This is a genomic window from Bartonella sp. SL320 (genome assembly GCF_059687635.1).
This window is the reverse complement of sequence record NZ_CM185143.1, coordinates 833,841-858,329: the sequence shown is the minus strand read 5'-3', so window position 1 is coordinate 858,329 and position 24,489 is coordinate 833,841. Positions and strand designations below refer to the sequence as shown.

Sequence of the window (24,489 nt, the reverse complement as noted above, 5' to 3'; positions counted from 1 at the left end):
TTGAACACCTAAGTCCCCATACATGAAGGTTGATAAAAAACTTCCAACTATCAATCTATAAGGTATCAATCCATTGGGATCGTTACAAACCGTAACTCTCCATCGGGGCGTGCTACAATGAAGAGAGCATTTTTTCGTCCAGCTTCACGTAATTTATGAAAACGTTTTTTAGCTTCATCAACTGTTGTAATAGCACTCTGATTGATATCAACAATCACTTCACCAACGCGAATACGCTTTTTATCCGCAGCACTATTTTGTGCAACAGATGTTACTACCAATCCTTGAAGTTTATCTGAAATTGAATAACGATGACGCAAATCCTCTGTCAGCTCAGATAACGTCATTCCCATCAATTGCATTGTCACGCTTTTCGACAGAGCATCATCTTTTTGATCATCAACTTCTTCCTCTGCATCTTCATTGGTATCGGTTTCAATCAAACGTCCAAGCTTAACTGTTACTGTTTTTTCTTGCCCATTGCGTAAAACAGTAATATCCACCACTTTTCCTTCAACACTCTCCGCAACTAAACGAGGTAAATCACGAGCATGCTTAATCTTAGCCCCCCCAAAAGAAAGAATAATATCCCCCGTTTGCAACTGGCTATTATCGACATTATTTTCTTCCGTCTGTTCTATTTTACCAGCAACCAATGCCCCTACAGCATTGTCCAGTTTTAAACTTTTGGCAATATCCTTTGTCACCGGCTGAATACGAATAGCCAACCAACCACGCCTTATTTCTCCAAAATCACGCAATTGATTAATAACAGAAAGCGCCATATCCGATGGGATAGCAAATCCAATACCGATAGATCCACCAGAAGGTGAAACAATCGCTGTATTAACACCAATGACTTCACCATTTCTATCAAATAACGGACCACCAGAATTGCCTCGATTAATCGCTGCATCTGTTTGAATAAAATTATCATAAGGACCAGCATTAAGATCACGGTTACGGGCAGAAATAATACCAACCGTCACACTCCCACCAAAACCATAAGGGTTACCAATAGCCATAACCCAATCACCAATGCGCGCCTTTTCTGAATCACCAAAACGTACAGCTTTTAATTTTTTAATTCCCGCATCCACTTGAAGCAACGCTAGATCCGTTTTACTATCCTTTCCAAGGAGCTTTGCCTTGAGTTTTGTACCATCTGTAAAGTTAACTTCAATATCATCAGCATCAACAATAACATGATAATTTGTAACAATAATTCCCTTTTGGGCATCAATTACAAAGCCAGACCCCAGAGAGCGCACCTTTTGAAATTGACTATTTTTTTGACCATCTTTGGGTGTAAAAAAATCATTAAAATATTCCTCCAACAATGAATCTTTGGGAATAACGGGTACCGAAGTATTTTCATCTTGTTCTGTTCCTTCAACAATCTGTGCCGTAGAAATATTCACAACCGTCTCTAAAAGCTCAGAAGCTAAATCAGGAACAGAAAGCAATGTCTTATTTGTCTCTGCGCCCCACGACAAACGCACGGCCCCAAATGAAAACAAAATCACACAAAAAACAACTCTTGTGATAAAAGACTTCAAAAATGTATTTCTACTCACCACACTTCTACCCATGATATGCCTTTAAACCCAAGCTGCAAAAAACCTTACTCAATTTGTTATACAAAAATTAGTATAGTTTCACATTCTCTCACATTCATCATAAAACAGGAAACTATAGGGCATACTCCTCACACGAGTATCCCCCATACACTGTTTCATCTATTCTCCACCAGACTTTGAATCAGCTTTACTCAAACTAGGATTCATTGTTGATGAAGGGGATGACGTTTTTTTCTTTGCTTGCAGGGGATTGCGAAAATAAAAAAAGAAATCCTCATTTGGTGAAACGACCATCGGTATTCTCTCTAAATTTTTATACTGTTCCATTGCTAACCAAAAATCGTAAAAAGATGGATTAGCTTCCCGCGCCTTTAATAAAATGCGAATACTTTCAGCCTGTCCTTCACCGCGCGTAATTTCAGCATCACGCTTTGCAGCTGCGACAATTTCTTCATATTCACGATTGGCCTCCGCCACAATACGATCCCGCTCTTGTTGACCACGCGCCCGAATATTTTCCGCCACTGCTTCCCGTTCCGCAGCCATTTGCCGATAAACATCTTCTGAAACAGCATCGGTTAAATCGGTTTTTCGAATGCGCACATCAACAATCTTAATACCCAGCGAGCCTGCATCTATAGAAAATTGTCGTTGGACCTCAGCCATCATTGCGCCTCGTTCATCCGATAAGGCAGCTTTGAATTCTCGTTTACCATAGACAGCCCGCAAAGCGTCAATAAAACGTGGTGCAAGATTTTCACGTGCTGCAATCTGTGGGCGTCCTGAAGCAATACGCTGTAAAAACAATTTAGGATCCGTAATACGATAAATAAAGAACGCATCCACTTCATAATAAGCTCCTCCACGAACTTGCACAGATTGCGTAGGAACATCGTAACGCAACAGCCGATTATCCACCACAATCATCTTATCGACAAAGGGCATTTTAAAATAAATTCCAGGATTAGACTCGACCTTAATAATTTGTCCAAAACGTTTAATAGCCACTTGTTGACGAGGATAGACAACAAAAAGTGACATCCACAAAATGAGTAAAAAAATTACTATAGTACTAAAAATAAACAAAAAACGGGACTGCTGCATTATTAACGTCCTCCAGAAATTTGAGAATCTAAGAGCGATACAGAACGTGCTGATTTTATTTTTGCTTTTTCTGATAAATTATTACGCAACAATTCGTTTAAGGGAAGATAAGGCACCGCAGGAGAATTCATTTGATCGAGAATCAATTTATTGGGTGAAGAAAAAACACGCCCCATCGTCTCCATATACAGACGATAACGTGCAGCCTCTGGTGAAATGGCAGCCTCACGAGCTATGGCCTGAAAACGTTCAGCACGCCCTGTTGCCTCTTCAACCATTTGTGCTTTTTCACCTTTGGCGATTTCCCGTGTACGTGAAGCTTCACCATTGGCTAAACCAATCTTCGTAAAACGCACACGATTTCCTTCTTCAATCATCCGTCCACGTTCCTGCTCTGCCTGCTGAACAGAATTAAACGCCGCAGCAACCTTAGTAGGAGGCGCTGCTTCACTAATCGATACACGACTTATTTCGACACCGAGTTGATATTTATCGACAATCAACTGAGTAATCTTTCTCACATCATTAGCAACTTCTTCTTTTTTATCGCGTAAAACATCATCAACAGGTCTTGAACCAATAACCTCTCGCATTGCACTTTCAGCAACCTGACGAACCGTTCCTTCTTGATCATTCACATTGAATAAAAATTGTCCTGGATGTGAAATACGATAGTAAACAGAAAAATTGACATTCACAATATTTTGATCACTCGACAACATTAAACCTTCACTTTGTTGTCTCTGTCCAGGATGCCCACCAATGGCAATTGTTTTTTCCGTTAAAGGCACTTTCATATAGGTCTCAATTGGCCAAAAGTGAAAGTGCAATCCATCACCAATAACGCCTTCCTTAGGCACACCGAAACGCAATTCTACGGCTTGTTCATTTTGTTGGACAATATAAAGTGACTGATAGAGAAAAAAACACACAGCAAGTAGAAGAAATAAAACAAAAATTCCTCCCCTACTAAATTGTTTAAACTGATCTTGTCCTTTACGCAAAATATCATCAAAATTGGGACCATTGTCACCGCCATTATGTCCACCAGAACCAAAAAGATTCTTAGACGATGTTTTTTTGTCACCACTATTCTTGTTTTTATCGCCACTCCACGGGCCACCACCATTTTGATTTGTCCAGGGCATTACCACCTCTTTAACTGACTACTATTCATTCAAATACCAAGCATTTACTGAGAACTCATAGGATCCTTATCTTAATTATGCAACCGATAAACCCTTTTCACTTCACATTACAAAACATTATTTCCGCTCATAAACAACAAAGTGTGTCGGATGACTATCTTTATCTCCTTTGGGAATATCTTGTGTTTGCACAATAGTCCACTTTTCTTTGTCAAAAACAGGAAAAAAACTATCACCTTCTATAGATGCTAAAACTTTTGTAAGGAATATTTTATCAGCCAAACTGAACCCTTGTTGAAAAATTTCACCCCCACCAATAATAAAAATCTCCTCTACATCATTTTGAGCCGCAACGCTTTTTCCAAGAGAACAAGCCTGCGATAAAGAATGAACCACAACCGCCCCTTCAGCGATGAAAGTACGATCACGTGTAATGACGATATTTGTACGCCCTGATAAAGGTCTCCCGATAGAATCCCAAGTTTTCCGTCCCATAATAACGGGCTTACCCAACGTCAATGCTTTAAAGCGTTGCAAATCTGTTGATAAATGCCAAGGCATTGCACCTTCACGACCAATAACACCATTTTCTGCAACAGCAGCAATTAAACAAATGGAAATCGTCATATGGCTACCGGCGCTTTAATATGGGGGTGTGCTTCATAATTAAGCAATTCAAAGTCCTCAAATTGAAAAGAAAAAAGATCTGTTACGGCTGGATTTATGCGCATACATGGCAGAGCATTGGGGACACGAGACAATTGATGTTTTGCCTGTTCAAAATGATTAGAGTAAAGATGAGCATCCCCTAAAGTATGAACAAAATCACCAACTTTAAGGCCACTAACTTGTGCAATCATCATCGTTAACAATGCGTAGGACGCAATATTAAATGGAACCCCTAAGAAAATATCCGCTGAACGCTGATAAAGCTGACAGGATAATTTTCCCTCAGCGATGTAAAATTGAAAAAGACAATGGCACGGAGGCAAAGCCATTTCCTCTATTAATGCGGGGTTCCAAGCTGATACAATCAAGCGACGAGAATCTGGCGTTTCTTTAATCATCGTTAAAAGATTGCTCATTTGATCAATATGGCGTCCATCAGGAGCAGGCCAAGAACGCCATTGATAACCATAAACAGGACCAAGATTTCCTTGTTTATCGGCCCATTCATCCCAAATCGATACACCATGTTCTTTCAACCATGCAATATTTGTATCGCCTTTCAGAAACCACAAAAGCTCATAAATAATTGAACGTAGATGGAGCTTCTTTGTCGTCAACAACGGAAATCCCGCTTGTAAATCAAAGCGCATTTGATATCCAAAAACAGATCGCGTTCCAACACCCGTTCGATCTTTACGATCAATACCATGATTTAAAACGTGGGATAAAAGATCCAGATATGATTTCATAGAGTTATTATGTCCGATTCTTTTCATTATAGAAAATAAAAACTGTAAAATCCCTATAAACAGAATTCAATTTTTTAAAAAAAACATCTTACACAAGAAATTATCATGATCTAACTAAATTTTTGATGCAAAAGATAAAATACTATAGACAGATTCTTAATAAAATAACATAGAGGAATAATGAACAAAGATAGATGAACGTGAAATAGAAGGGATTAACTATGGAAAAACAAGAATCTTTAGCACCACATGATACAAGAAAACGTGTTCTTTCTATCATATCGAGTGCATCAGGCAATTTGGTAGAATGGTATGATTTTTATGTTTATTCTTTTACATCTATTTACTTTGCCTCACAGTTTTTTCCTTCTGATGGAGATGTTGTTACCGAACTTTTAAAATCTTCCATTGTCTTTTTTATTGGCTTTTTGATGCGTCCAATTGGTGGTTGGCTCTTTGGTTATATTGCCGATCGTTATGGACGTAAACGCTCTTTACTCATTTCTGTTTTTATGATGTGTGGAGGCTCTTTCCTTATTGCTCTCCTTCCTACCTATGAAACAATTGGAGCAACAGCAGCCGTTTTACTCATTTTGCTTCGTATGATCCAAGGACTTTCCGTTGGCGGTGAATATGGTACAACAGCAACTTATATGAGTGAAATTGCTCTTAAAAAACGCCGTGGCTTCTTTAGCTCCTTCCAATATGCAACACTTATTGGCGGTCAGCTTCTTGCAAGTCTGGTTATGTTTGTTCTCGCCTTTTATCTCACAGAAGACCAGTTAAAGGCATGGGGATGGCGTATTCCTTTTGTGATTGGTGGATGTGGCGCCATTGTTGCAATTTATCTGCGCCGTTCTCTTCATGAAACAACCACAAAAGAAAGCCGCTCTCAAAAACACTCTGGTAGCCTTAAAGAACTTCTACGCAATCATGGAAAGGCGTTCTTTTTGGTGGTCAGTTTCACAGCTGGAGGATCACTTATATTTTATACCAGCACAACTTACATGCAAAAATATCTGATCACAACGACCGGATTTGATAAACCCACTGCCAATACAATAATGACGGCTGCACTCTTTGTTTTCATGTTACTCCAGCCTCTCTTTGGTTCTCTAGCGGATAAAATTGGCACGAAAACTTCACTGCTTATTTGGAGCAGCCTCTCCATCATCTTTATCGTACCAGGACTCAGAATAATTGGGAGCACCAATGATACTTGGATTGCGCTCTTAATCGTTATTGGAATGCTATGTATTTTGAGTTTTTATACATCTGTCTCTGGTATCGTAAAAGCAGAAATGTTCCCTGCTTCAGTACGCGCCATGGGAGTTGGGCTTTCTTATGCTACTGCCAATGCAATCTTTGGCGGCTCTGCTGAAACTGTAGCACTCGAATTTAAAAAGCATGGATATGAATCTATATTCCATTTTTACATAGTCGGCATGATGATCATTGCTTTTATCGCAATTTGCCTAATGCCCGATGCGCGTAAAAAGGGATATTTACAAGGAGATGATATTCATTAATTTTTGATATTAATAAAAAAAGCCCAGAATACTGGGCTTTTTTTATATCTGTCCTCTAAAAGTTTAAAGCTTAAAACTTTTCATCCCTGTCAAACACTCCAAAGAAGAATTTTTTTCTCCCACACAAACCGCTTATAAAAATAAACAGCTTCATATTGTTATATAATACACATTATTATACGATAAACACTTCTTTTGCTGAATTTCGTTTGCTAAAAATAAAAATTTTTTGATTTATTTTAATATTCTCATTTCCAATCAAAATCGAAAAAAACGATTATCTTTCAAAAAATTTTTATCAATAATAAATTACATATTGTCTCATGCCTTATGTTTAATACATTTTTTAATGGGCTTTCCATGCAAAACAAAGGCCCCACGAAAAAGTAGAAAATCCCATTATATGATGAATCTCTGCACTTTTTTAAGATTTCTCAATATCCCCAAATCGATTTCACGATAACGCTTATGAATGACATAAATAAAAGTGCTATAAATTATAAATATTAATCAATAGATTGATTTATAATAATCTATGGTTATTCAACTTAAATGAGAGTTTCGAATGCCGGCAGGCTCCTCTCATTTTCAAACTTATTTATATTGAATCAATTAAAACCATTCGCTTACACGCTACCATGTGACAAAGCCATGTGGATAAAACGGTACAAGAAAGAACTAAAAATACCTCTTTTGAACTGTCTTAATGGCTCAAAGGCTATCGTCACATTATGGACCAACACTTTTACGCTTAATCAGAATGCAAGCTGCTATCATAATATTATGTTCTAAACCTCAATGTCGCCCTCCCCCTTACTACTTAAAAAGAGCTCATAAAAAGTGTTTTTATGCACATACCAACCTCACATGTAATATATAAATAGCCACTAATGCTATTTTACGAAACAATATCAAGCCTATAAACTAAAAAGCCTCATATCTTCATAAACACACTCATATGCCCATAATTCACAATGAAACAAAAAATAATATTCCCTTAAAAGATTACCAAACGTACGATTTACGCAATATAGCATATGCCCAAAAACATTGATCTTTCTAGAAAAATCTTAACAGTACTCCCTGAACTTTAAGTACAAAAGCTCGCTCTTTTTCCATCTCAAGTTTTTAGCCTCTGAACTAAGGATATAATCATGAAATAAAAGCCCATTGACGAATAGCCAATAGTAGAAATTAATACATCCCTCTTACCACAATTTAATTCAATTTTACTTGAGTTATATAATGATACTATAAATAATAATATTATTATTTATTCTTTTAAATTCCCCAATAAAAGCCTTGAAAAAACTAAAAATACTATAACTTAAAGTATCTTCTTAAAAATTATCATGATACAATCGCGTATTTTATAATACACATTGTAAAACAGCGTTTAAGAAAAAATTTATTAATTAAAAAGGGGAATGTTTCATGAATAACCAAACAACTTTAGAGCCCCATGATACAAGGAAACGTATTTTTGCTATCATATCCAGTGCCTCAGGAAATCTGGTAGAATGGTATGACTTTTATGCTTACTCCTTTGCATCAGTTTATTTTGCCTCACAATTTTTTCCTGAAGATGAAGATATTGTTACACAACTATTAAAAACTGCAGGAATCTTTTTTATTGGCTTTCTTATGCGCCCCATTGGAGCATGGCTCTTTGGCTTCATTGCTGACCGCTATGGTCGTAAACGTTCAATGCTTATTTCTGTTTTTATGATGTGCGGTGGCTCTTTTCTCATTGCCATACTTCCTACTTACCAAACCTTAGGCATAACAGCAGCATTCCTTCTCCTTCTCGTGCGTATGTTTCAAGGACTTTCCGTTGGCGGTGAATATGGTACAGCTGCAACTTATATGAGCGAAGTTGCCCCCAAAGATCGTCGTGGACTTTTTGCTTCTTTTCAATATGCAACAACGATCTCTGGTCAGCTTCTTGCGAGTTTTATGATATTTATTTTAGCCATTTACCTTACGGAAGATCAGTTAAAAGCATGGGGATGGCGTATTCCTTTTGTCATTGGTGGCTTTGGAGCAATTGTTGCACTTTATCTGCGCAGTCTTCTCCATGAAACAACAACCCACAAAAGCCGTTCTGAACAACACGCTGGTAGTCTTAAAGAGCTTTTTCGTAATCATAAAAAAGCTTTCTTTTTGGTTGTTGGCTTTACAGCCGGCGGATCTCTCACATTTTATACCTACACCACTTATATGCAAAAATACCTGATCACAACCACGGGCTTTGATAAACAAACCGCAACAACGATCATGACTGCCGCCCTCTTTGTTTTTGTGTTATTCCAACCCCTTTTAGGCGCCTTCGCCGACAAAGTTGGCGCACGATTTTCGCTCATCAGTTGGGGGGTCTTATCCATTATCTGTACCATTCCTGCTCTTAAAATGATTGGAAATGCCCATAACCCATGGAGTGCACTCTTAATCATTATTGGAATGCTCTGTGTTATGAGTTTTTATACCTCCATCGCCGGTATCATAAAAGCAGAATTGTTCCCTGCTTCAATCCGAGCCATTGGTGTTGGATTTGCGTTTGCCATTGGCAATGCACTCTTTGGTGGTTCTGCTGAATATGTAGCACTTGGACTAAAAAATATAGGATACGAATCCGTTTTCTTTTTTTACATCGTTGGAATGATGATCATTGCCCTCATCTCTATTCTCCTTATGCCCGATATCGATAAAGGAGGATATCTCGATAAAGATGAACTTCATTAAAGTAATTTGCTGAATAAAAAAGCCCAAAAAATTGGGCTTTTTTCAATCTCCACGCCGCACATTAATAATCACACCTTAATAAGAACGAAGGGCCTGCCCCCGCGTTGGTCTTGTAAACAGCTTATCTCTCCCTAAACTGTCTATCGTTATTAATCTCTTTATGCGGTTTACTTCATAAGGTTCTATGGACAAACCCTATCCTCAATCTTTATCACGATATCTAACAAAAATACCGCATATGTAAAACCTTACATAGCCATTCTAAAAGATCATATTTTATGACAAGACAATAATGAGTAGAAACATAAAAATCTTTTTTTATATTGCTGAAGCTTTATGAAGTATCCTTATTTTTGGCTTTCTACACATAAAAATCATCTCTTCTATGATCTTTCAGTACTCTTTATAATCTTCCAGTATTAAGCCTATAACAATCCAAATGGTCATTTGAGCATTTTTCTCATCAAGATTAAAGATATCTTGATCGACTTTTTAATGTCCTCTTTTCTTTAGATATAATGACATAACTTTTATTCTACGAGAAAATAAAAAGACAAAAACAACTGATAATATAATTCCAAATAACGCCAATAAATCATCTTAAAGTATTTTCCTAAAAAAATACCATGATACAATTGTATTTTGATGATACACATCGTAAACAACTTTAAAGAGAAAAACTGACGATGTAAAAGGGGAAACTTTGATGGAAAACCAAACAACTTTAGCACCACATGATACAAGAAAACGTGTTTTTTCTATCATCTCTAGTGCATCAGGAAATCTGGTAGAATGGTATGATTTTTATGTTTACTCATTTACATCTATTTATTTCGCATCACAATTCTTTCCTTCAGATCATGATATTGTTACGCAACTATTAAAGACTGCAGGAGTCTTTTTTATGGGCTTTCTTATGCGCCCTATTGGAAGTTTGCTCTTTGGCTTCATTGCAGATCGTTATGGACGCAAACGCTCGATGCTCATTTCTATTTTTATGATGTGTGGGGGCTCTTTTCTCATCGCCCTCCTCCCCACCTATGAAATGATTGGAACAACAGCAGCCGTTCTTCTGCTTTTAGTTCGAATGTTACAAGGACTTTCAGCGGGGGGTGAATACGGAACGGTTGCAACTTATATGAGCGAAGTTGCTCTAAAAAATCACCGTGGATTCTTCGCTTCTTTCCAATATGCAACACTTATCACCGGTCAACTTCTTGCCAGTTTTGTTATATTTATTTTGGCACTTTATCTGACAGAAGATCAATTAAAAGCATGGGGATGGCGTATTCCTTTTATCATTGGTGGTGTGGGAGCAATCATTGCACTTTATCTACGTCGTTCTCTTCATGAAACAACCACAAAAGAAAGCCGCTCTCAAAAAAAAGCTGGTAGCCTTAAAGAACTTTTTCGCAATCACAAAAAAGCTTTGTTTTTGGTTATGGGCTTTACAGCAGGAGGTTCTCTCTCATTTTATACTTATACCACTTATATGCAAAAATATCTGATCACAACAACTGGTTTTGATAAGCAAACTGCAACAACAATCATGACAGCTGCACTCTTTATCTTCATATTGCTTCAACCTCTATTTGGTTTTCTAGCGGATAAAATTGGCACAAAAACTTCACTTGTTCTTTGGGGAATCTTATCCATCATCTGTACAGTTCCTGTATTAACAGCCATTGGGAATACAGATAGTGTATGGGTTGCATTCTTCATTATTGTTGGAATGCTTTGTATCATGAGTTTTTACACATCCATCGCAGGGATCATAAAAGCAGGTGTATTTCCAGCCTCAATCCGTGCAATGGGTGTTGGATTGTCCTATGCAATTTCCAATGCGCTATTTGGTGGTTCTGCTGAATACGTTGCATTTGGATTAAAAAAAATTGGTCATGAATCTGTATTTCCTTTCTACATAATCGGCATGATGATCATTGCGCTCATAGCAATACTTCTGATGCCGGATATAAATAAAGGAGGATATCTTCAAGATGAGACCCATTAATATTCCATAAAATGTAAAAAAGCCCCAATGAACGGGGCTTTTTTATCATGAGCACATAAAAAGCCCATTTTTATATCATGATATCCATTTTATCAGCTTACTCTCAATAATAAAAAGTTATCAGATACTTTCTATAACTTTGACATGTCACTTCCATAACTTAAGCTTCCTCGCAATGCTTTCTTGAAACTTATGAATATTTTTTTCTAATGAATGAAGTCACTTAAAAAAATATAAAAATACCTGTTATGAAACAGATAAATTAAAGAAATTACACACTATTACATTAATAATAAAAAAGTAAAATAACATTATTATATTATTAATATAAAAAAATATTACTATAAAATTACATTTATTTACTTAATTTTTAATATGTTTAATTATTTAAAATAAGAAAATTACTTTTTATACAATATAATAAAGAGTAAAAATTAAGCAGAGTACATTATTTAAAATAGTTTTTATAAAAATAATTATTATACAAGTGAATTTTTCTGGAAATCACAAAAAATTACGTTTAAAAAATATAAACTATAAATCTAAAAGGGGAACACTCATGACAAATGAAACAATTTCAGCATCGCATGATGCAAGAAAGCGTATTTTTGCTATTATAGCAAGCGCATCTGGAAATCTCGTAGAATGGTTTGATTTTTACGTTTATGCATTTGCATCGATTTATTTTGCCTCACAATTTTTTCCTTCAGATGGCGATACAATTACACCACTGTTAAAAACTGCAGGTGTCTTTTTTATTGGCTTTCTCATGCGCCCTATTGGCGCTTGGCTTTTAGGATTCGTTGCCGATCGTTACGGACGTAAACGCTCAATGCTTGTATCCATTTTTATGATGTGTGGAGGCTCTTTTTTCATCGCCATACTTCCCACCTATGAAACCCTAGGAATAACATCAGCAATCCTTTTACTCTTAGCGCGAATGGTACAAGGGCTTTCAGCGGGGGGAGAATATGGTACAGCAGCCACTTATATAAGCGAAGTTTCTCTCAAAAAGCATCGTGGGCTGTTTGCTTCTTTCCAATCAGCCACCCTTATTACTGGTCAGCTTCTTGCCAGTTTCATTATATTTATTTTAGCCATTTACCTTACTGAAGACCAGTTAAAAGCATGGGGATGGCGTATCCCTTTTGTCATTGGTGGCTGTGGAGCACTCGTTGCGATTTATCTACGTCGTTCGCTCCACGAAACAACTACAGAAGAAAGCCGCTCTCACAAACACTCTGGCAGTCTTAAAGAACTTCTCACCAAACATACAAAAGCCGTTGTGGTGATTGCCTGCTTTGCATCAGGCGGATCGCTCACATTTTATACCTTTACGACTTATATGCAAAAATATCTGATCACAACTACAGGCTTTGATAAACATACCGCAACAACGATTATGACAGCGGTACTGTTTATTTTTATCCTGTTCCAGCCCATAGCAGGTATCATTGCCGATAAAATTGGCACAAAAACTTTACTCATCATTTGGAGTATACTCTCTGCCATCTTTACATTTCCTGGACTCTGGATAATCGGTAACACCCATAGCGTATGGGTTGCCTTTTCCGTCATTATTGGCTTGCTCTTTATTATGGGCATGTATACATCCATCTCTGGTGTTGTAAAATCTGCCATGTTTCCCTCTTCCGTACGTGCATTAGGCGTTAGCATCTCTCATGCTATTGGTAACGCCTTATTTGGTGGTTCTGCTGAATACGTCGCGCTTGGATTAAAAAAGTACGGTCATGAATCACTCTTTTATTTTTATGTAACCGCCGTGATGATCATGGCATTTATTGCGCTTCTCTTTGTCCCAAGTATGCGTAAAGGAGGATACCTCCAAGACGATGAAAAAGGTTAACGCCCTCTATAAACAAAAAAAGCCCAAAAAATTGGGCTTTTTTATCATGATCACAAATTTAATATTATTTAAATTTTATGAAGTGCATTGAGTTGCTTAGCAACTAAGTAATAAAAAGTCATACGACTTTTTCTACGTTCCCCAGCCATCATCTGAGCAACTTTTGCAACAGCCATTTTAGCACTCTGCTCATCAACTTCTAAAACATCTTTAACCCACTTTTCAACACGTTCTAACTCTTTTGGATCCGATGTGGCAACAAGCGCTGCATCTTGCTTTTGCATCACCAAAGCTAAACGACGGCTAAGTCGCTCAACTGCTGCTTCATCAGGGTTTGAATCATATATTTTAATATCTGCTAGATTATTTTTCATTTTGCATCATATCCTCTCCAAAAATGAGCGGTTATATTTCACCGCCACATCATATAGCTCCATAAATAATTAGAGGATTAAAAATATTAACAACCCCCCCTTTTCCTAAGACTGTTCTTCATCTATATTTAAGAGGCTGACTTTTCAGCTATGGTAATAAATGGACGGTGAAATAAACCTATTGGACCCGGGGGCGGTACCCGGCGCCTCCACCAAAATATAAGAAACTAAAATTATATTTTGGTGGGGGCGAAATAGGATCGACAAGGGTGTAAAGATCGCTCTTTTACTCGGCATTGTACCACCGTTATCGGGCTAAATGAGTAGTTGCAAATGACAACTATGCGGAAGCACGTCTCGCTGCTTGAAGCAGTGTGAATGTTTCAAATTGACTCTTAAACCGTCGCAGGTTTAAGCGGGGTTCGAAGGCACCTGGCAACAGAAGCCTTCACTTTTAAAAATGTTATTGATTGATCTTTCAGACATTATCAGACATTATTTCTCGTGTTTTTTCGATTCAAATGAGGTGCCTCGTAGACAAAATGCTGCTAATTTTTAAATATATTCTCTTATACAAGATTAATACGACCCATTCTGCTACGTGAAATAAAAGGAACAAACTTCAATGGTTAAAGATCAAATCCGTTACGATATTCTCGTTCAGGATGCGCTTCGTGGAGTTATCCGTAAAGTTTTATCGGAAGTTGCTAAAGCAGGTCTTCCGGGAAATCATCACTTTTTTATAACTTTTTTTACAAATGCCGCAGGCGTTAAAATTTCTTCTCGGCTAAAAAGTCGCTATCCTGAACAAATGACCATCGTTTTGCAGCATCAATTTAGAGATCTCAGTGTTTCAGAGACAGCCTTCGAAGTGACTCTCTCTTTCAGGGAAGTTACCGAAAAACTCGTTATTCCTTTTACTTCCATTCAAGTCTTTTACGATCCTGTAGCAGCATTTGAAGCTGCATTTGATCTGCCCTCAAAACTTCCTTCTGCAGAATCTACAGAAAGTGAAAATGCAGAAAATACCCCATCTACCCCCATTGCTCTATCAGACAAACAAAAAAAAGAAAATATGCTCACAAAAGAACAAAATCTCAATACCAATAAAGAATCTTCAAAGAACGATGCAAAACAAAGTGCTGATGTTGTCTCTTTAGATTCTTTTCGGAAAAAGTAATTTTTCTCATGACCAAACCGGTTAACCTTCGCCAATTTCGAAAACAAAAAAAGCGCGCAGAAAAAGCTCTTCATGCTGAAGAAAATCGTTATCGTTTTGGACGAACAAAAACTGAAAAGCTTTTTGAGCAAAAAAGATCTTTAAAAACGCAAAAGTTTCTTGATCAAAATCGTTTACAAAACGATGAATAGATGAATAAAGGGGAAAGAATGCACGAAAATAATTCTATCGATTGGTCAAAAGTTATTCCAAAAAAGATATCAGTTCGTGTTGATGGACATGCAACAAGCGTTTCTTTAGAACCACCATTTTTAGATATTCTCAAAGATATAGCCCGCAAAAAAGGACAATCTTTAGCCTTTATTATCACCGATATTGATAGTAAAAGACCGCAACAAGTTAATCTTTCAGCCTCATTGCGCATTTATGCTCTTCAAAGCATTCTCGCTCAGCGTCTTTCGTCCTGATCTTTTGTTTTAGTGTCTCTCGTTCAATGAAGACTGTTGCGGTTTGTAAAAGAAAAGTTTTTTAAACCTAGCACTTTCATGAAAAAAAGATTAGAAAAAAGGTATAATGAATAATTTTTCCGATAACATACCTTTCTTTGAAGAAGATGCTCCCCCATCCCATGATGAAAAAAACTCTGGGATTTCTTCCCATGTTCTAAAAGAAAAAAAATCATATAACATAGACTATTTAGAACAGCTCAATCCAGAACAACAACAAGCTGTTATGAATACTGAGGGGCCTCTTTTAGTTCTTGCAGGTGCTGGTACTGGAAAAACACGCGTTTTAACAACCCGTATTTCTCATATTCTGCGCTCTGGACTTGCCTCTCCTCAACAAATCCTTGCTGTCACCTTCACCAACAAAGCAGCTCGTGAAATGAAAACACGTATTGGTGAACTCATTGGTGAAGTTGTTGAAGGCATGCCTTGGCTTGGAACTTTTCATTCCACTGGTGCTAAAATTTTACGCCGCCACGCAGAGCTTGTTGATTTAAAAAGAAACTTTACAATTCTCGATAGCGATGATGTGCTTCGCCTTTTAAAACAGCTCATTCAGGCTGAAGGCTTAGACGATAAGCGTTGGCCAGCAAGAAACCTTGCCATGATGATTGATTCTTGGAAAAATCAAGGACTTTCACCAGAATATATTTCAAAAAGTGAGGCGCATTCCTTTGGCAACGGCATGGGACGCGAACTTTATCATAGTTATCAAAATCGATTAAAAGATCTTAATGCTTGTGATTTTGGTGATCTTCTCCTTCATTCTATCTCTATCCTCCAACGCAATCCAGATATTCTTCGCGAATATCATTCTCAATTTCGCTATATTCTTGTCGATGAATATCAAGATACAAATACAGCACAATATCTTTGGCTTCGCCTTTTGGCACAACATCCTCAAGGACACAATGTTAATCTTTGTTGTGTTGGCGATGATGATCAATCCATTTATGGATGGCGTGGTGCGAAAGTCGAAAACATATTACGGTTTGAAAAAGATTTTCCTTCTGCCAAAATTATTCGCTTAGAGCGCAATTACCGCTCAACATCCCATATTCTAAAAGCTGCCTCGCATCTTATTGCTCATAATGAAGAACGGCTAGGAAAAGTCCTTTTTTCCGCTCAAATAAAGAGTGAAGAAGAAAAAGTAAAAATTCATTCAGCATGGGATTCAACAGAAGAAGCGCGAGCAATCGGAGAAGAAATCGAACGCGCTCAACAAACCGGTCATGCATTAAATAATATGGCTATCTTGGTACGCGCATCATTTCAAATGCGTGAATTTGAAGATCGCTTTGTAACACTTGGCCTTAACTACCGAGTCATTGGGGGACCCCGTTTTTATGAGCGCATGGAAATACGAGATGCCATGGCTTATTTACGTGTTGTTGTCCAACCCGCTGATGATTTAGCTTTTGAACGTATTATCAATACACCTAAACGCAGCATAGGCGATGCAACCTTACGCATTCTTTATGAGAGTGCGCGAGCACGTGCTATTCCCCTCTTTTCTGCGGCTGCTGACATCATTGAAACAGACGAATTAAAGCCTAAGGCACGCAGCGCTTTACGAAGCCTTATTGAAAACTTCCGTCGCTGGCAAAATATGCTGCAAGACACCCCCCACAGGGAACTTGCCGAGATCATTCTTGATGATTCTGGTTACACAACCATGTGGTTAGAAGATCGCTCACCAGAGGCTCCTACACGATTAGAAAACCTTAAAGAAATGATCCGTTCCATAGAACAATTTGAAAATCTTCAAAGCTTTTTAGAACATGTTTCACTCGTAATGGAAACGGACAATAATGAAAGCATGGATGCCGTCAACATCATGACACTTCATTCTGCCAAGGGACTTGAGTTTGAAACCGTTTTTCTTCCAGGTTGGGAAGAAGGACTCTTTCCCCATCAACGCTCATTAGATGAAGGGGGGCGTTCAGGCTTAGAAGAAGAACGGCGCCTTGCTTATGTAGGACTTACAAGAGCAAAAAAATATCTACATATATGGTTTGTATCCAACCGCAGAGTGCACGGACTATGGCAATCTGCTCTTCCCTCCCGTTTTCTCGATGAATTACCAGCAGAACATGTAGAAGCCATAGCTATGGAAACATCTTATGGTGGTTATGGACAATCCTCTTTTCAATATCATGATGCTTTTTATAATGACTACGCAGCACCAAGACAAAAACGTGCACAAAAAAACAAGAATATCGAAGGGAAAGTTATCGCTCAATCAATCTCCCATGCAGAATCAGATTTTTCTGTCAATGATCGAATTTTTCACATAAAATTTGGTTATGGTTACATTACCGCGATAGATGGTCATAAGTTGACAATAATGTTTGAAAAAGCGGGTGAAAAACGTGTATTGGATAATTTTGTCGATAAAGCTTAACAAAAGAAAACCGTAATCCGTTTTTTCAAAAGACCACTTGATTTTATTCTGAAACTCACTTCCATTTTTGAACAAAAGCTTCAATGGATAAATTTTGCATATCAGGCACTGCATTATAAATTTTATCAAGCGGCCAATCCCACCAAGCCATAGCTAAAAGATCTTCTATCACATAATCAGGAAAACGCATCCGCAATTTCTGAGCAGGAACCCCAACAACAATCGTATAAGGCGTAACATCTTTCGTTATAACAGCATTAGCTCCAATAATCGCCCCATGATCCACTGTTACCCCAGGCATAATAACCGCTCCATGCCCAATCCATACATCATGCCCAATAATAACACGTTTTGCACAACGCCTTTCTCGAAAAGAACGATCGAGAGCTCTATAACGAAAATATTCATTTGGACGATAGGTTATTTTATGTGTTGAAACGCGTTCCATGGGATGCTCCAACGCATTCATCCGCACATGAGATGCGATAGAACAAAAACGACCAATATCGCTATAAATAGCCTCGCTATCATGTTCTAAATAAGAAAAATCCCCAACGGTTACATCCCGTAAAATAACCCGTTCATTAATTTCTACATAGCGTCCCAATTTACAACCATGCAATCGTGCCGTCGTATGAATGCGCGGTTTACTTTCATGGAATCGAAGATCATTATCAATATTCATATGGCCTTCCATTAACTGTTTCATCAAGAGATATGAAAAGACATACCAACCAAACCCATAAAATCAACCACGAAACAAACATTGCAATACAAACCTGCCAATGCTAGAGTTTTTTCAAACTTTTAAGAGAGATAAGTTATGAAAAATGTAATCCGCATCTTAGGACTAACAGTTATATTTCTTGCGGGAATTTTTATTTATGATACATTGATAAACAAACCTTTAGGTGATGACTTCACGCTCACCGATTCAGATGGGCAGACTATTACCCAAGCTGATGTTCGCAGTAAACCTTCAATTATTTTCTTCGGTTTTACAATGTGCCCTGAAATCTGTCCTACGACATTAATGAATCTTGATCGATGGCTTACAGCCATTGGGCCTGAGAGTAATAAATTAGGAAAATGGTTCGTAACTGTTGATCCTGAACGTGATACCCCTGAAGTGCTTCATGAATATCTCAGTAATTTTTCTAATAAGATTATTGGCATTAGCGGAGATCCTGAAAAAGTTCATAAGATGGTCAATTCTTTCAATATCATTGCTGAAAAAGTGCCTGGCACAGATGGAAACTATACTTATGACCATACAGCAGCGATTTTTTTACTCAAAAAAGGCGGTAAGTTAGCAGGTGTTATTCGTTATGATACGAAAGAAAGCGATAGTGAATTAAAAGATGAAATCGCCATTGAACGGCTAAAAAAACTCATCTCAAACTAAAAAAGCCGATCAAAAGAAAGAACAGGATGTCGCAGCAAATTCGTCTCTATTATACTGCTTTAAAAAGTAAAGCAGAAAAGTTTTATCCCCTTATAGAAACCGCTTTTGAGGAAGAAGGCTATCCTCTGGCTCTTACAGAGATAGACGAAAAAAGTGCTCTCTATGAGCTGTCTCTATATGTCGATCAAAATAATCAAGAGGACGCATTAAGGCGGTTTGCAAGCATCCTTTCTATCGATTCTGATAAAATTAATAGAGAAGTTTTACCCAATATTGACTGGGTACAAAAAAGCCTGGAAGGGTTAAAACCAATACATGCAGGTCCTTTTTTCCTTCATGGAAGTCATAACCGAGACGCCATTCCAGAAAATGTTCTCCCCATTGAAATTGACGCAAATCAAGCTTTTGGCACTGGACATCATGGAACAACAGCTGGTTGTTTGGAAATGATTGCCAAAGTCATGAAACACGAAAATCCACAAAATGCTCTTGATCTTGGAACGGGCAGTGGGATCTTAGCCATTGGCATAGCTAAGCTCAAGCCCATTTCTATTCTGGCATCCGATATTGATCCTGTTGCTATTAAAGTTGCACAACATAATATCATGCTTAATGGTGTAAAAGAACATATTACAGCTGTTACAGCAACAGGTTTTACTCATGATCAAATTGCAAAACGGGCTCCTTTTGATCTCATTGTGGCCAATATTCTTGCCAATCCGCTCATTGAACTTGCACCAGAAATGGTTCAAGTTCTTCAAAAAGGAGGATCACTTATCCTCTCTGGAATTCTTGAAGAACAGCATCCCCATGTTTTAGAGACTTATATAAAACACGGACTCAAACATATTGAAACGTATCACCGACATGGCTGGGTTACGATACATCTGAAATAAAAAGAAAAGGACGTTGCTATGTATCAATCTTTTGAAGCAACAACAAATCCCGCACATGCTCTCGAACGCATTTCTTGCCTTCGTAAAGAGCTCAATCGCCTTGGGCTCGATGGTTTTCTTGTTCCACGCAACGATGAACATCAAGGGGAATATGTTCCCCCTCATGCGCAACGCTTAAGCTGGCTTACAGGCTTTACTGGATCAGCAGGGATCGCACTTATTTTAAAAAATAAAGCCCTTATATTCACAGATGGACGCTATAAACTTCAAGTTCGCCAACAAACTGATCCTCATATCTTTACCTATGAAGACCTCGTAACCTGTCCCCCCACGCAATGGCTTGAAAAAAATGGACACAAACTTTCTATTGGTTTTGACCCATGGCTCCACACAATCGCCGCTACAGCAACCTTAAAGAAATCTTTAGAGATAAAAGCTGGCGGAAAACTTGTAGAAGTTCAACAAAATCCTATTGACCTTATTTGGCATGATCAACCACAACCACCACAATCTGCCTTATCCATTCATTCACTTAAATATGCTGGATGCGATACGGATGAAAAACTCGCTTTAATTCGCAAAAGCATACAACAAGCCCGTGCAAATGCTTTTATTTTCACAGACCCCTCCTCTATTGCATGGATATTCAATATACGAGGCAATGATATTTCCAATACACCTTTTTCTCTTTGCTTTGCTCTCATTCCACTCAACGAACCCCCAGCCTTATTCATTAACAATAAAAAACTTGGTGAAGAACAAAAGCAATATCTAGAAGGCTATGCAAAATTATATGAACCAGAACAACTTCTTGCAAAAGTCAAAGAATATGCGCAAAAAGGAACAGTTTTTGCCTTAGATCCACAGCTAACATGCGAAAAATTACGGATTGTCATTGAAGAAGAAAAAAATTCTTTCATCACACTGACCGACCCTGCTGCTCTACCCCGTGCCATTAAGAATACCACAGAATTAGAAGGTGCACGGAGGGCACATCTTCGTGATGGTGTTGCTCTTACCCGCTTTTTTTCTTGGTTAGATAGACAAACAGCAGGTACAATAAATGAGATTTCTGCTGCTCAAAAATTAGAAGAATTTCGCATATACACAGCAGAAGAAATGGGAGAAAAACTTGAAGATCTTTCTTTTGATACAATCTCAGCAGCAGGAGCCAATGGTGCCATTGTTCATTACCGTGTAACGAATGAAACCAATAAACAACTCAAAGCTGGGGAACTGTATCTTGTGGACTCAGGTGGACAATATCGTGATGGCACGACAGATGTCACACGCACAGTAGCCATTGGAAATATTGGAGAAGAAGAAAAGCGCTGTTTCACGCTTGTCCTCAAAGGTATGATTGCTCTTTCAACTGCACGTTTTCCAAAAGGCACGCGTGGACAAGACATTGATGCTCTCGCACGCATTGCCTTATGGAAAGCCGGTTTTGATTATGCCCATGGCACGGGTCATGGTGTTGGCTCTTATCTCTCTGTTCATGAAGGACCACAAAATATTTCACGCAGAGGATGTCAAGAACTGAGCCCTGGGATGATTGTTTCGAATGAACCTGGATATTATCGCGAAGGTGCTTTTGGTATTCGTCTTGAAAATTTGATAATCGTAAAACCAGAGCAAAAAATTGCTGGTGGAGATATCGAAATGCTTTCGTTTGAAACACTCACCCATTGCCCCATTGATCGAAGACTTATTCTTCCAGAGCTTTTGACACAAGAAGAACGACAATGGCTCAATGAGTATCATGCGCGTGTTTATCAAATGAATGCACCTTATTTAAATGAAGAAGAGAGGGAATGGGCAAAAGAAGCAACTATGCCTCTTTAAAGCAGTGCAGATATTTTCTAGAAAAAACACTTACACTTTTTTCTAAGCAAAGATCCGCCTTTACTATGAGGAAATATATAAAATCTTTGCATCATCTTATCATCCTGATAAGATAATATTTTATAACATTAAACAATAATTATGAATTGACTTTTAAGATCAGTAAATTACCTTGAATGAGGAAAAAACGAGTATATCGATCATACTTGAGAGTCATTTCTCCCTAAACATGATGTTTCTCAATCAGCTGTAGCCAAGCTTCTTCATCGATCACCTCAACACCTAATTCCTGCGCTTTCGTCAATTTTGATCCCGCTCCAGCTCCAGCAACAAGGATATCCGTTTTTTTAGAGAGTGAACCCGACGTTTTAGCCCCTAGTCTCTCAGCCAATGCTTTTGCTTCATCACGTGACATATGCGCTAAAGTTCCTGTAAAAACAATGATCTTCCCCGCTATTGGTGAAGAATCTATCAAAACAGGCCCCTCATCAAGAGGCGTTACTTCTTCAAGCAAAACAGATAAAACCTCACGATTATGCGCTTCTTGATAAAAATCAACAATTGCACTGCCGACCTGTGGTCCAATTCCCTCTATATTGGTAAGCTCCAGCCAAGTTTCATTGCCTTCTTTATTTTCTCTCTCACATGGTATAAGTGCTTCCATCGCCGCAGCTTCAAAAGCTGTATAAGTTTGATAAGCTCGCGCAAGACGGCGTGCATTAACCTCACCAACATGACGAATCCCCAATGCAAACAAAAAACGGCTTAAAGGAACTTCGCGGCGTGCATTAATAGCATCATACAATTTCCGCACTGAAACAGTACCAAAACCTTCCATATTTTCCAAACGTATCAAAGACTTTTCTTGGCGCCGTTCTAAAGTAAAAATATCAGCTGGTGTACGAATACAAAGGGACTCATCTTGCGCATGGAAAAAAAACTCCACCTGTTTTTTACCCAAGCCCTCAATATCAAAAGCATTGCGTGCAACAAAATGACGAATACGCTCAATCGCCTGTGCAGGACAAATAAGCCCCCCTGTACAGCGACGCACCGCTTCTCCATCTTCACGAACAGCATGACTCCCACACGCTGGACACAAATGAGGGAAAACAAAAGCAGAAGAATCTTTTGGGCGCTTTTCAATGATAACATCAACAACTTGAGGAATCACATCACCAGCACGTTGTATAATCACGCTATCCCCTACGCGGACATCGCGTCCTTCACGAATAGGCTCTCCTTTATGACCAATTCCCTTAATATAATCTTCATTATGCAAACTGGCATTGGTCACCACTACCCCACCAACAGTAATAGGCGTAAGGCGCGCAACAGGCGTCAAAGCCCCTGTGCGTCCCACTTGAATATCAATATCTTCCAAAAGCGCTATTGCTTTTTCTGCTGGAAATTTATGCGCTATTGCCCAACGCGGCGAACGAGAAACAAACCCCAAGCGCTTTTGGAGTATCAAATCATTAACCTTATAAACAAGGCCATCAATATCATAGTTTAAGATATGACGGCGTTCTTCAATATCACGATAATAGGAAATAATTTCCTCGATTGTCTTAAAGACTTTTGTTAATGGATTGATAATAAAGCCATATTCTTTGAGCTTTTTCATCATCTCCATTTGACTTTGTGCAAATGTTTCACTCACCTCACCGCAAGCATAAGCAAAAAATTGCAGCTTTCTGCTGGCCGTTATCCGTGAATCAAGCTGACGGAGTGAACCAGCCGCCGCATTTCGAGGATTGGCAAAGGTTACCTTACCCTTCTCTTGTTGGCTAATATTCAATGCTTGGAAATCCTCCCTCCCCATATAAACTTCACCGCGAACCTCAATGATATCAGGAAAATCACCTTGCAAAACGTGCGGAATATCAGAAATTGTTCGAGCATTCGCTGTCACATTTTCACCGACAGTTCCATCGCCCCGCGTTGCCGCACGCACAAGCCGCCCCTCCTCATAGCGCAAAGACAATGATAAACCATCAATTTTAGGCTCCGCTGTTATTTCCAACATTTGTGTTTCTGGAATGCGTAAAAAACGATGAATACGCTCAACAAATTCGCTGACATCTTCAAAGCTAAATGCATTATCAAGGGAAAGCATAGGCTGTGCATGAACAGATTTTTCAAATTTTTCTGAAACCGGTGCTCCAACTTTATGTGAAGGAGAATCCATACGAACAAGTTCAGGAAAAAGAGCTTCAATTTCTGCATTACGGCGGCGCAAAGCATCATATTCTGCATCAGAAATTTCAGGCTGATCATCACGATTATAAAGCACATCATGACGCGCAATCTCTTTTGCCAACCACTCTAATTCACTTTCTGCTTCAAGAGCAGTAAGTTTTTTAACTTCACCCTTGTTCATAAAATCTATTCCAAATTACAAACTACTGCCATAAGGATCTCTACTCTTTTTCATAAAATAAATCTCAATGAAGACAAGTTTCCAATATTTTTATCGT

The 24,489-nt window shown here is 38.3% G+C and carries 19 protein-coding genes and 1 other RNA gene; 12 read left to right on the top strand and 8 right to left on the bottom strand.

The features are described 5' to 3' along the window. Positions 1-65: 65 nt before the first annotated feature. From AC6ER8_RS03390 to AC6ER8_RS03370, 5 genes are all read right to left on the bottom strand, one after another. Complete coding sequence (locus tag AC6ER8_RS03390) at positions 66-1,592, bottom strand: Do family serine endopeptidase (protein ID WP_497079329.1); 1,527 nt, start codon at positions 1,590-1,592, stop codon at positions 66-68. 147 nt (positions 1,593-1,739) lie between these two features. Further along, complete coding sequence (hflC, locus tag AC6ER8_RS03385; RefSeq protein ID WP_497079327.1) at positions 1,740-2,684, bottom strand: protease modulator HflC; 945 nt, start codon at positions 2,682-2,684, stop codon at positions 1,740-1,742. A gap of 2 nt (positions 2,685-2,686) precedes the next feature. After that, on the bottom strand, positions 2,687-3,832 hold the full coding sequence (gene hflK, locus AC6ER8_RS03380) for an FtsH protease activity modulator HflK (RefSeq protein WP_497079325.1): 1,146 nt from the start codon (positions 3,830-3,832) through the stop codon (positions 2,687-2,689). 117 nt (positions 3,833-3,949) lie between these two features. After that, positions 3,950-4,459 (bottom strand): dihydrofolate reductase, encoded by a 510-nt coding sequence (locus tag AC6ER8_RS03375; RefSeq protein ID WP_497079323.1) that lies wholly within the window; start codon positions 4,457-4,459, stop codon positions 3,950-3,952. Further along, a complete protein-coding gene (locus tag AC6ER8_RS03370) occupies positions 4,456-5,250 on the bottom strand; it encodes a thymidylate synthase (protein ID WP_497079321.1) in 795 nt (264 codons plus the stop codon). Before AC6ER8_RS03370 ends, AC6ER8_RS03375 begins: the two co-directional genes overlap by 4 nt. A gap of 221 nt (positions 5,251-5,471) precedes the next feature. Between AC6ER8_RS03370 and AC6ER8_RS03365 the strand changes: the two genes are divergently transcribed. The 4 genes from AC6ER8_RS03365 to AC6ER8_RS03350 all read left to right on the top strand — a co-directional run bounded on the left by AC6ER8_RS03365 (position 5,472) and on the right by AC6ER8_RS03350 (position 13,399). Further along, a complete protein-coding gene (locus AC6ER8_RS03365) occupies positions 5,472-6,779 on the top strand; it encodes an MFS family transporter (protein ID WP_497079320.1) in 1,308 nt (435 codons plus the stop codon). A 1,434-nt stretch (positions 6,780-8,213) separates the two neighbouring features. Then, on the top strand, positions 8,214-9,521 hold the full coding sequence (locus AC6ER8_RS03360) for an MFS family transporter (RefSeq protein ID WP_497079318.1): 1,308 nt from the start codon (positions 8,214-8,216) through the stop codon (positions 9,519-9,521). A 706-nt stretch (positions 9,522-10,227) separates the two neighbouring features. Then, positions 10,228-11,532 carry an MFS family transporter gene (locus AC6ER8_RS03355; RefSeq protein WP_497079317.1) on the top strand — a complete coding sequence of 435 codons (1,305 nt, stop codon included), beginning with the start codon at positions 10,228-10,230 and terminating at the stop codon, positions 11,530-11,532. A 559-nt stretch (positions 11,533-12,091) separates the two neighbouring features. Next, entirely contained in the window at positions 12,092-13,399 is a 1,308-nt protein-coding gene (locus AC6ER8_RS03350; protein ID WP_497079315.1) for an MFS transporter, read from the top strand. A 68-nt stretch (positions 13,400-13,467) separates the two neighbouring features. On the opposite strand, the gene AC6ER8_RS03345 is transcribed toward AC6ER8_RS03350, so the two are convergent. Beyond that, positions 13,468-13,773: a DUF2853 family protein gene (locus AC6ER8_RS03345; protein ID WP_497079313.1), complete on the bottom strand. Its 306-nt coding sequence runs from the start codon at positions 13,771-13,773 to the stop codon at positions 13,468-13,470. Between the two features lie 96 nt (positions 13,774-13,869). Here AC6ER8_RS03345 and ssrA point away from each other — a divergent pair. The 5 genes from ssrA (at position 13,870) to AC6ER8_RS03320 (ending at position 17,863) form a co-directional block, all read left to right on the top strand. Beyond that, positions 13,870-14,226: a transfer-messenger RNA gene (gene ssrA / locus AC6ER8_RS03340) on the top strand. Between the two features lie 172 nt (positions 14,227-14,398). Beyond that, positions 14,399-14,953 carry an SspB family protein gene (locus AC6ER8_RS03335; protein ID WP_497079311.1) on the top strand — a complete coding sequence of 185 codons (555 nt, stop codon included), beginning with the start codon at positions 14,399-14,401 and terminating at the stop codon, positions 14,951-14,953. Positions 14,954-14,961: 8 nt separating this feature from the next. Next, positions 14,962-15,144 (top strand): DUF4169 family protein, encoded by a 183-nt coding sequence (locus AC6ER8_RS03330; RefSeq protein WP_497079309.1) that lies wholly within the window; start codon positions 14,962-14,964, stop codon positions 15,142-15,144. An 18-nt stretch (positions 15,145-15,162) separates the two neighbouring features. After that, positions 15,163-15,420, top strand: a complete 258-nt coding sequence (locus tag AC6ER8_RS03325; protein ID WP_497079307.1) for a ribbon-helix-helix domain-containing protein — start codon at positions 15,163-15,165, stop codon at positions 15,418-15,420. Between the two features lie 106 nt (positions 15,421-15,526). Then, positions 15,527-17,863: an ATP-dependent helicase gene (locus tag AC6ER8_RS03320; protein WP_497079306.1), complete on the top strand. Its 2,337-nt coding sequence runs from the start codon at positions 15,527-15,529 to the stop codon at positions 17,861-17,863. A gap of 55 nt (positions 17,864-17,918) precedes the next feature. Here AC6ER8_RS03320 and AC6ER8_RS03315 read toward each other — a convergent pair whose 3' ends face one another. Then, the gene (locus AC6ER8_RS03315) at positions 17,919-18,548 is read right to left on the bottom strand and encodes a DapH/DapD/GlmU-related protein (RefSeq protein WP_497079304.1); all 630 of its coding nucleotides are present in this window, start codon (positions 18,546-18,548) and stop codon (positions 17,919-17,921) included. A gap of 138 nt (positions 18,549-18,686) precedes the next feature. Here AC6ER8_RS03315 and AC6ER8_RS03310 point away from each other — a divergent pair, with 138 nt between their 5' ends. From AC6ER8_RS03310 to AC6ER8_RS03300, 3 genes are read left to right on the top strand one after another with little or no spacing between them, the layout of a single operon-like run. Next, positions 18,687-19,268 (top strand): SCO family protein, encoded by a 582-nt coding sequence (locus tag AC6ER8_RS03310; protein WP_497079302.1) that lies wholly within the window; start codon positions 18,687-18,689, stop codon positions 19,266-19,268. Positions 19,269-19,294: 26 nt separating this feature from the next. Further along, positions 19,295-20,164: a 50S ribosomal protein L11 methyltransferase gene (locus AC6ER8_RS03305; RefSeq protein ID WP_497079300.1), complete on the top strand. Its 870-nt coding sequence runs from the start codon at positions 19,295-19,297 to the stop codon at positions 20,162-20,164. Between the two features lie 18 nt (positions 20,165-20,182). Further along, positions 20,183-22,009: an aminopeptidase P family protein gene (locus AC6ER8_RS03300; protein WP_497079298.1), complete on the top strand. Its 1,827-nt coding sequence runs from the start codon at positions 20,183-20,185 to the stop codon at positions 22,007-22,009. Positions 22,010-22,232: 223 nt separating this feature from the next. Here AC6ER8_RS03300 and ligA read toward each other — a convergent pair whose 3' ends face one another. Further along, on the bottom strand, positions 22,233-24,392 hold the full coding sequence (gene ligA, locus AC6ER8_RS03295; protein ID WP_497079296.1) for an NAD-dependent DNA ligase LigA: 2,160 nt from the start codon (positions 24,390-24,392) through the stop codon (positions 22,233-22,235). Positions 24,393-24,489: the final 97 nt, after the last annotated feature.

What these genes read in the sequence shown, in the direction of transcription:
- AC6ER8_RS03390 (WP_497079329.1), bottom strand. Translation starts at nt 1,592, where the DNA reads ATGGGTAGAAGTGTGGTGAGTAGAAATACATTTTTGAAGTCTTTTATC.
- hflC (WP_497079327.1), bottom strand. Translation starts at nt 2,684, where the DNA reads ATGCAGCAGTCCCGTTTTTTGTTTATTTTTAGTACTATAGTAATTTTT.
- hflK (WP_497079325.1), bottom strand. Translation starts at nt 3,832, where the DNA reads ATGCCCTGGACAAATCAAAATGGTGGTGGCCCGTGGAGTGGCGATAAA.
- AC6ER8_RS03375 (WP_497079323.1), bottom strand. Translation starts at nt 4,459, where the DNA reads ATGACGATTTCCATTTGTTTAATTGCTGCTGTTGCAGAAAATGGTGTT.
- AC6ER8_RS03370 (WP_497079321.1), bottom strand. Translation starts at nt 5,250, where the DNA reads ATGAAATCATATCTGGATCTTTTATCCCACGTTTTAAATCATGGTATT.
- AC6ER8_RS03365 (WP_497079320.1), top strand. Translation starts at nt 5,472, where the DNA reads ATGGAAAAACAAGAATCTTTAGCACCACATGATACAAGAAAACGTGTT.
- AC6ER8_RS03360 (WP_497079318.1), top strand. Translation starts at nt 8,214, where the DNA reads ATGAATAACCAAACAACTTTAGAGCCCCATGATACAAGGAAACGTATT.
- AC6ER8_RS03355 (WP_497079317.1), top strand. Translation starts at nt 10,228, where the DNA reads ATGGAAAACCAAACAACTTTAGCACCACATGATACAAGAAAACGTGTT.
- AC6ER8_RS03350 (WP_497079315.1), top strand. Translation starts at nt 12,092, where the DNA reads ATGACAAATGAAACAATTTCAGCATCGCATGATGCAAGAAAGCGTATT.
- AC6ER8_RS03345 (WP_497079313.1), bottom strand. Translation starts at nt 13,773, where the DNA reads ATGAAAAATAATCTAGCAGATATTAAAATATATGATTCAAACCCTGAT.
- AC6ER8_RS03335 (WP_497079311.1), top strand. Translation starts at nt 14,399, where the DNA reads ATGGTTAAAGATCAAATCCGTTACGATATTCTCGTTCAGGATGCGCTT.
- AC6ER8_RS03330 (WP_497079309.1), top strand. Translation starts at nt 14,962, where the DNA reads ATGACCAAACCGGTTAACCTTCGCCAATTTCGAAAACAAAAAAAGCGC.
- AC6ER8_RS03325 (WP_497079307.1), top strand. Translation starts at nt 15,163, where the DNA reads ATGCACGAAAATAATTCTATCGATTGGTCAAAAGTTATTCCAAAAAAG.
- AC6ER8_RS03320 (WP_497079306.1), top strand. Translation starts at nt 15,527, where the DNA reads ATGAATAATTTTTCCGATAACATACCTTTCTTTGAAGAAGATGCTCCC.
- AC6ER8_RS03315 (WP_497079304.1), bottom strand. Translation starts at nt 18,548, where the DNA reads ATGAATATTGATAATGATCTTCGATTCCATGAAAGTAAACCGCGCATT.
- AC6ER8_RS03310 (WP_497079302.1), top strand. Translation starts at nt 18,687, where the DNA reads ATGAAAAATGTAATCCGCATCTTAGGACTAACAGTTATATTTCTTGCG.
- AC6ER8_RS03305 (WP_497079300.1), top strand. Translation starts at nt 19,295, where the DNA reads ATGTCGCAGCAAATTCGTCTCTATTATACTGCTTTAAAAAGTAAAGCA.
- AC6ER8_RS03300 (WP_497079298.1), top strand. Translation starts at nt 20,183, where the DNA reads ATGTATCAATCTTTTGAAGCAACAACAAATCCCGCACATGCTCTCGAA.
- ligA (WP_497079296.1), bottom strand. Translation starts at nt 24,392, where the DNA reads ATGAACAAGGGTGAAGTTAAAAAACTTACTGCTCTTGAAGCAGAAAGT.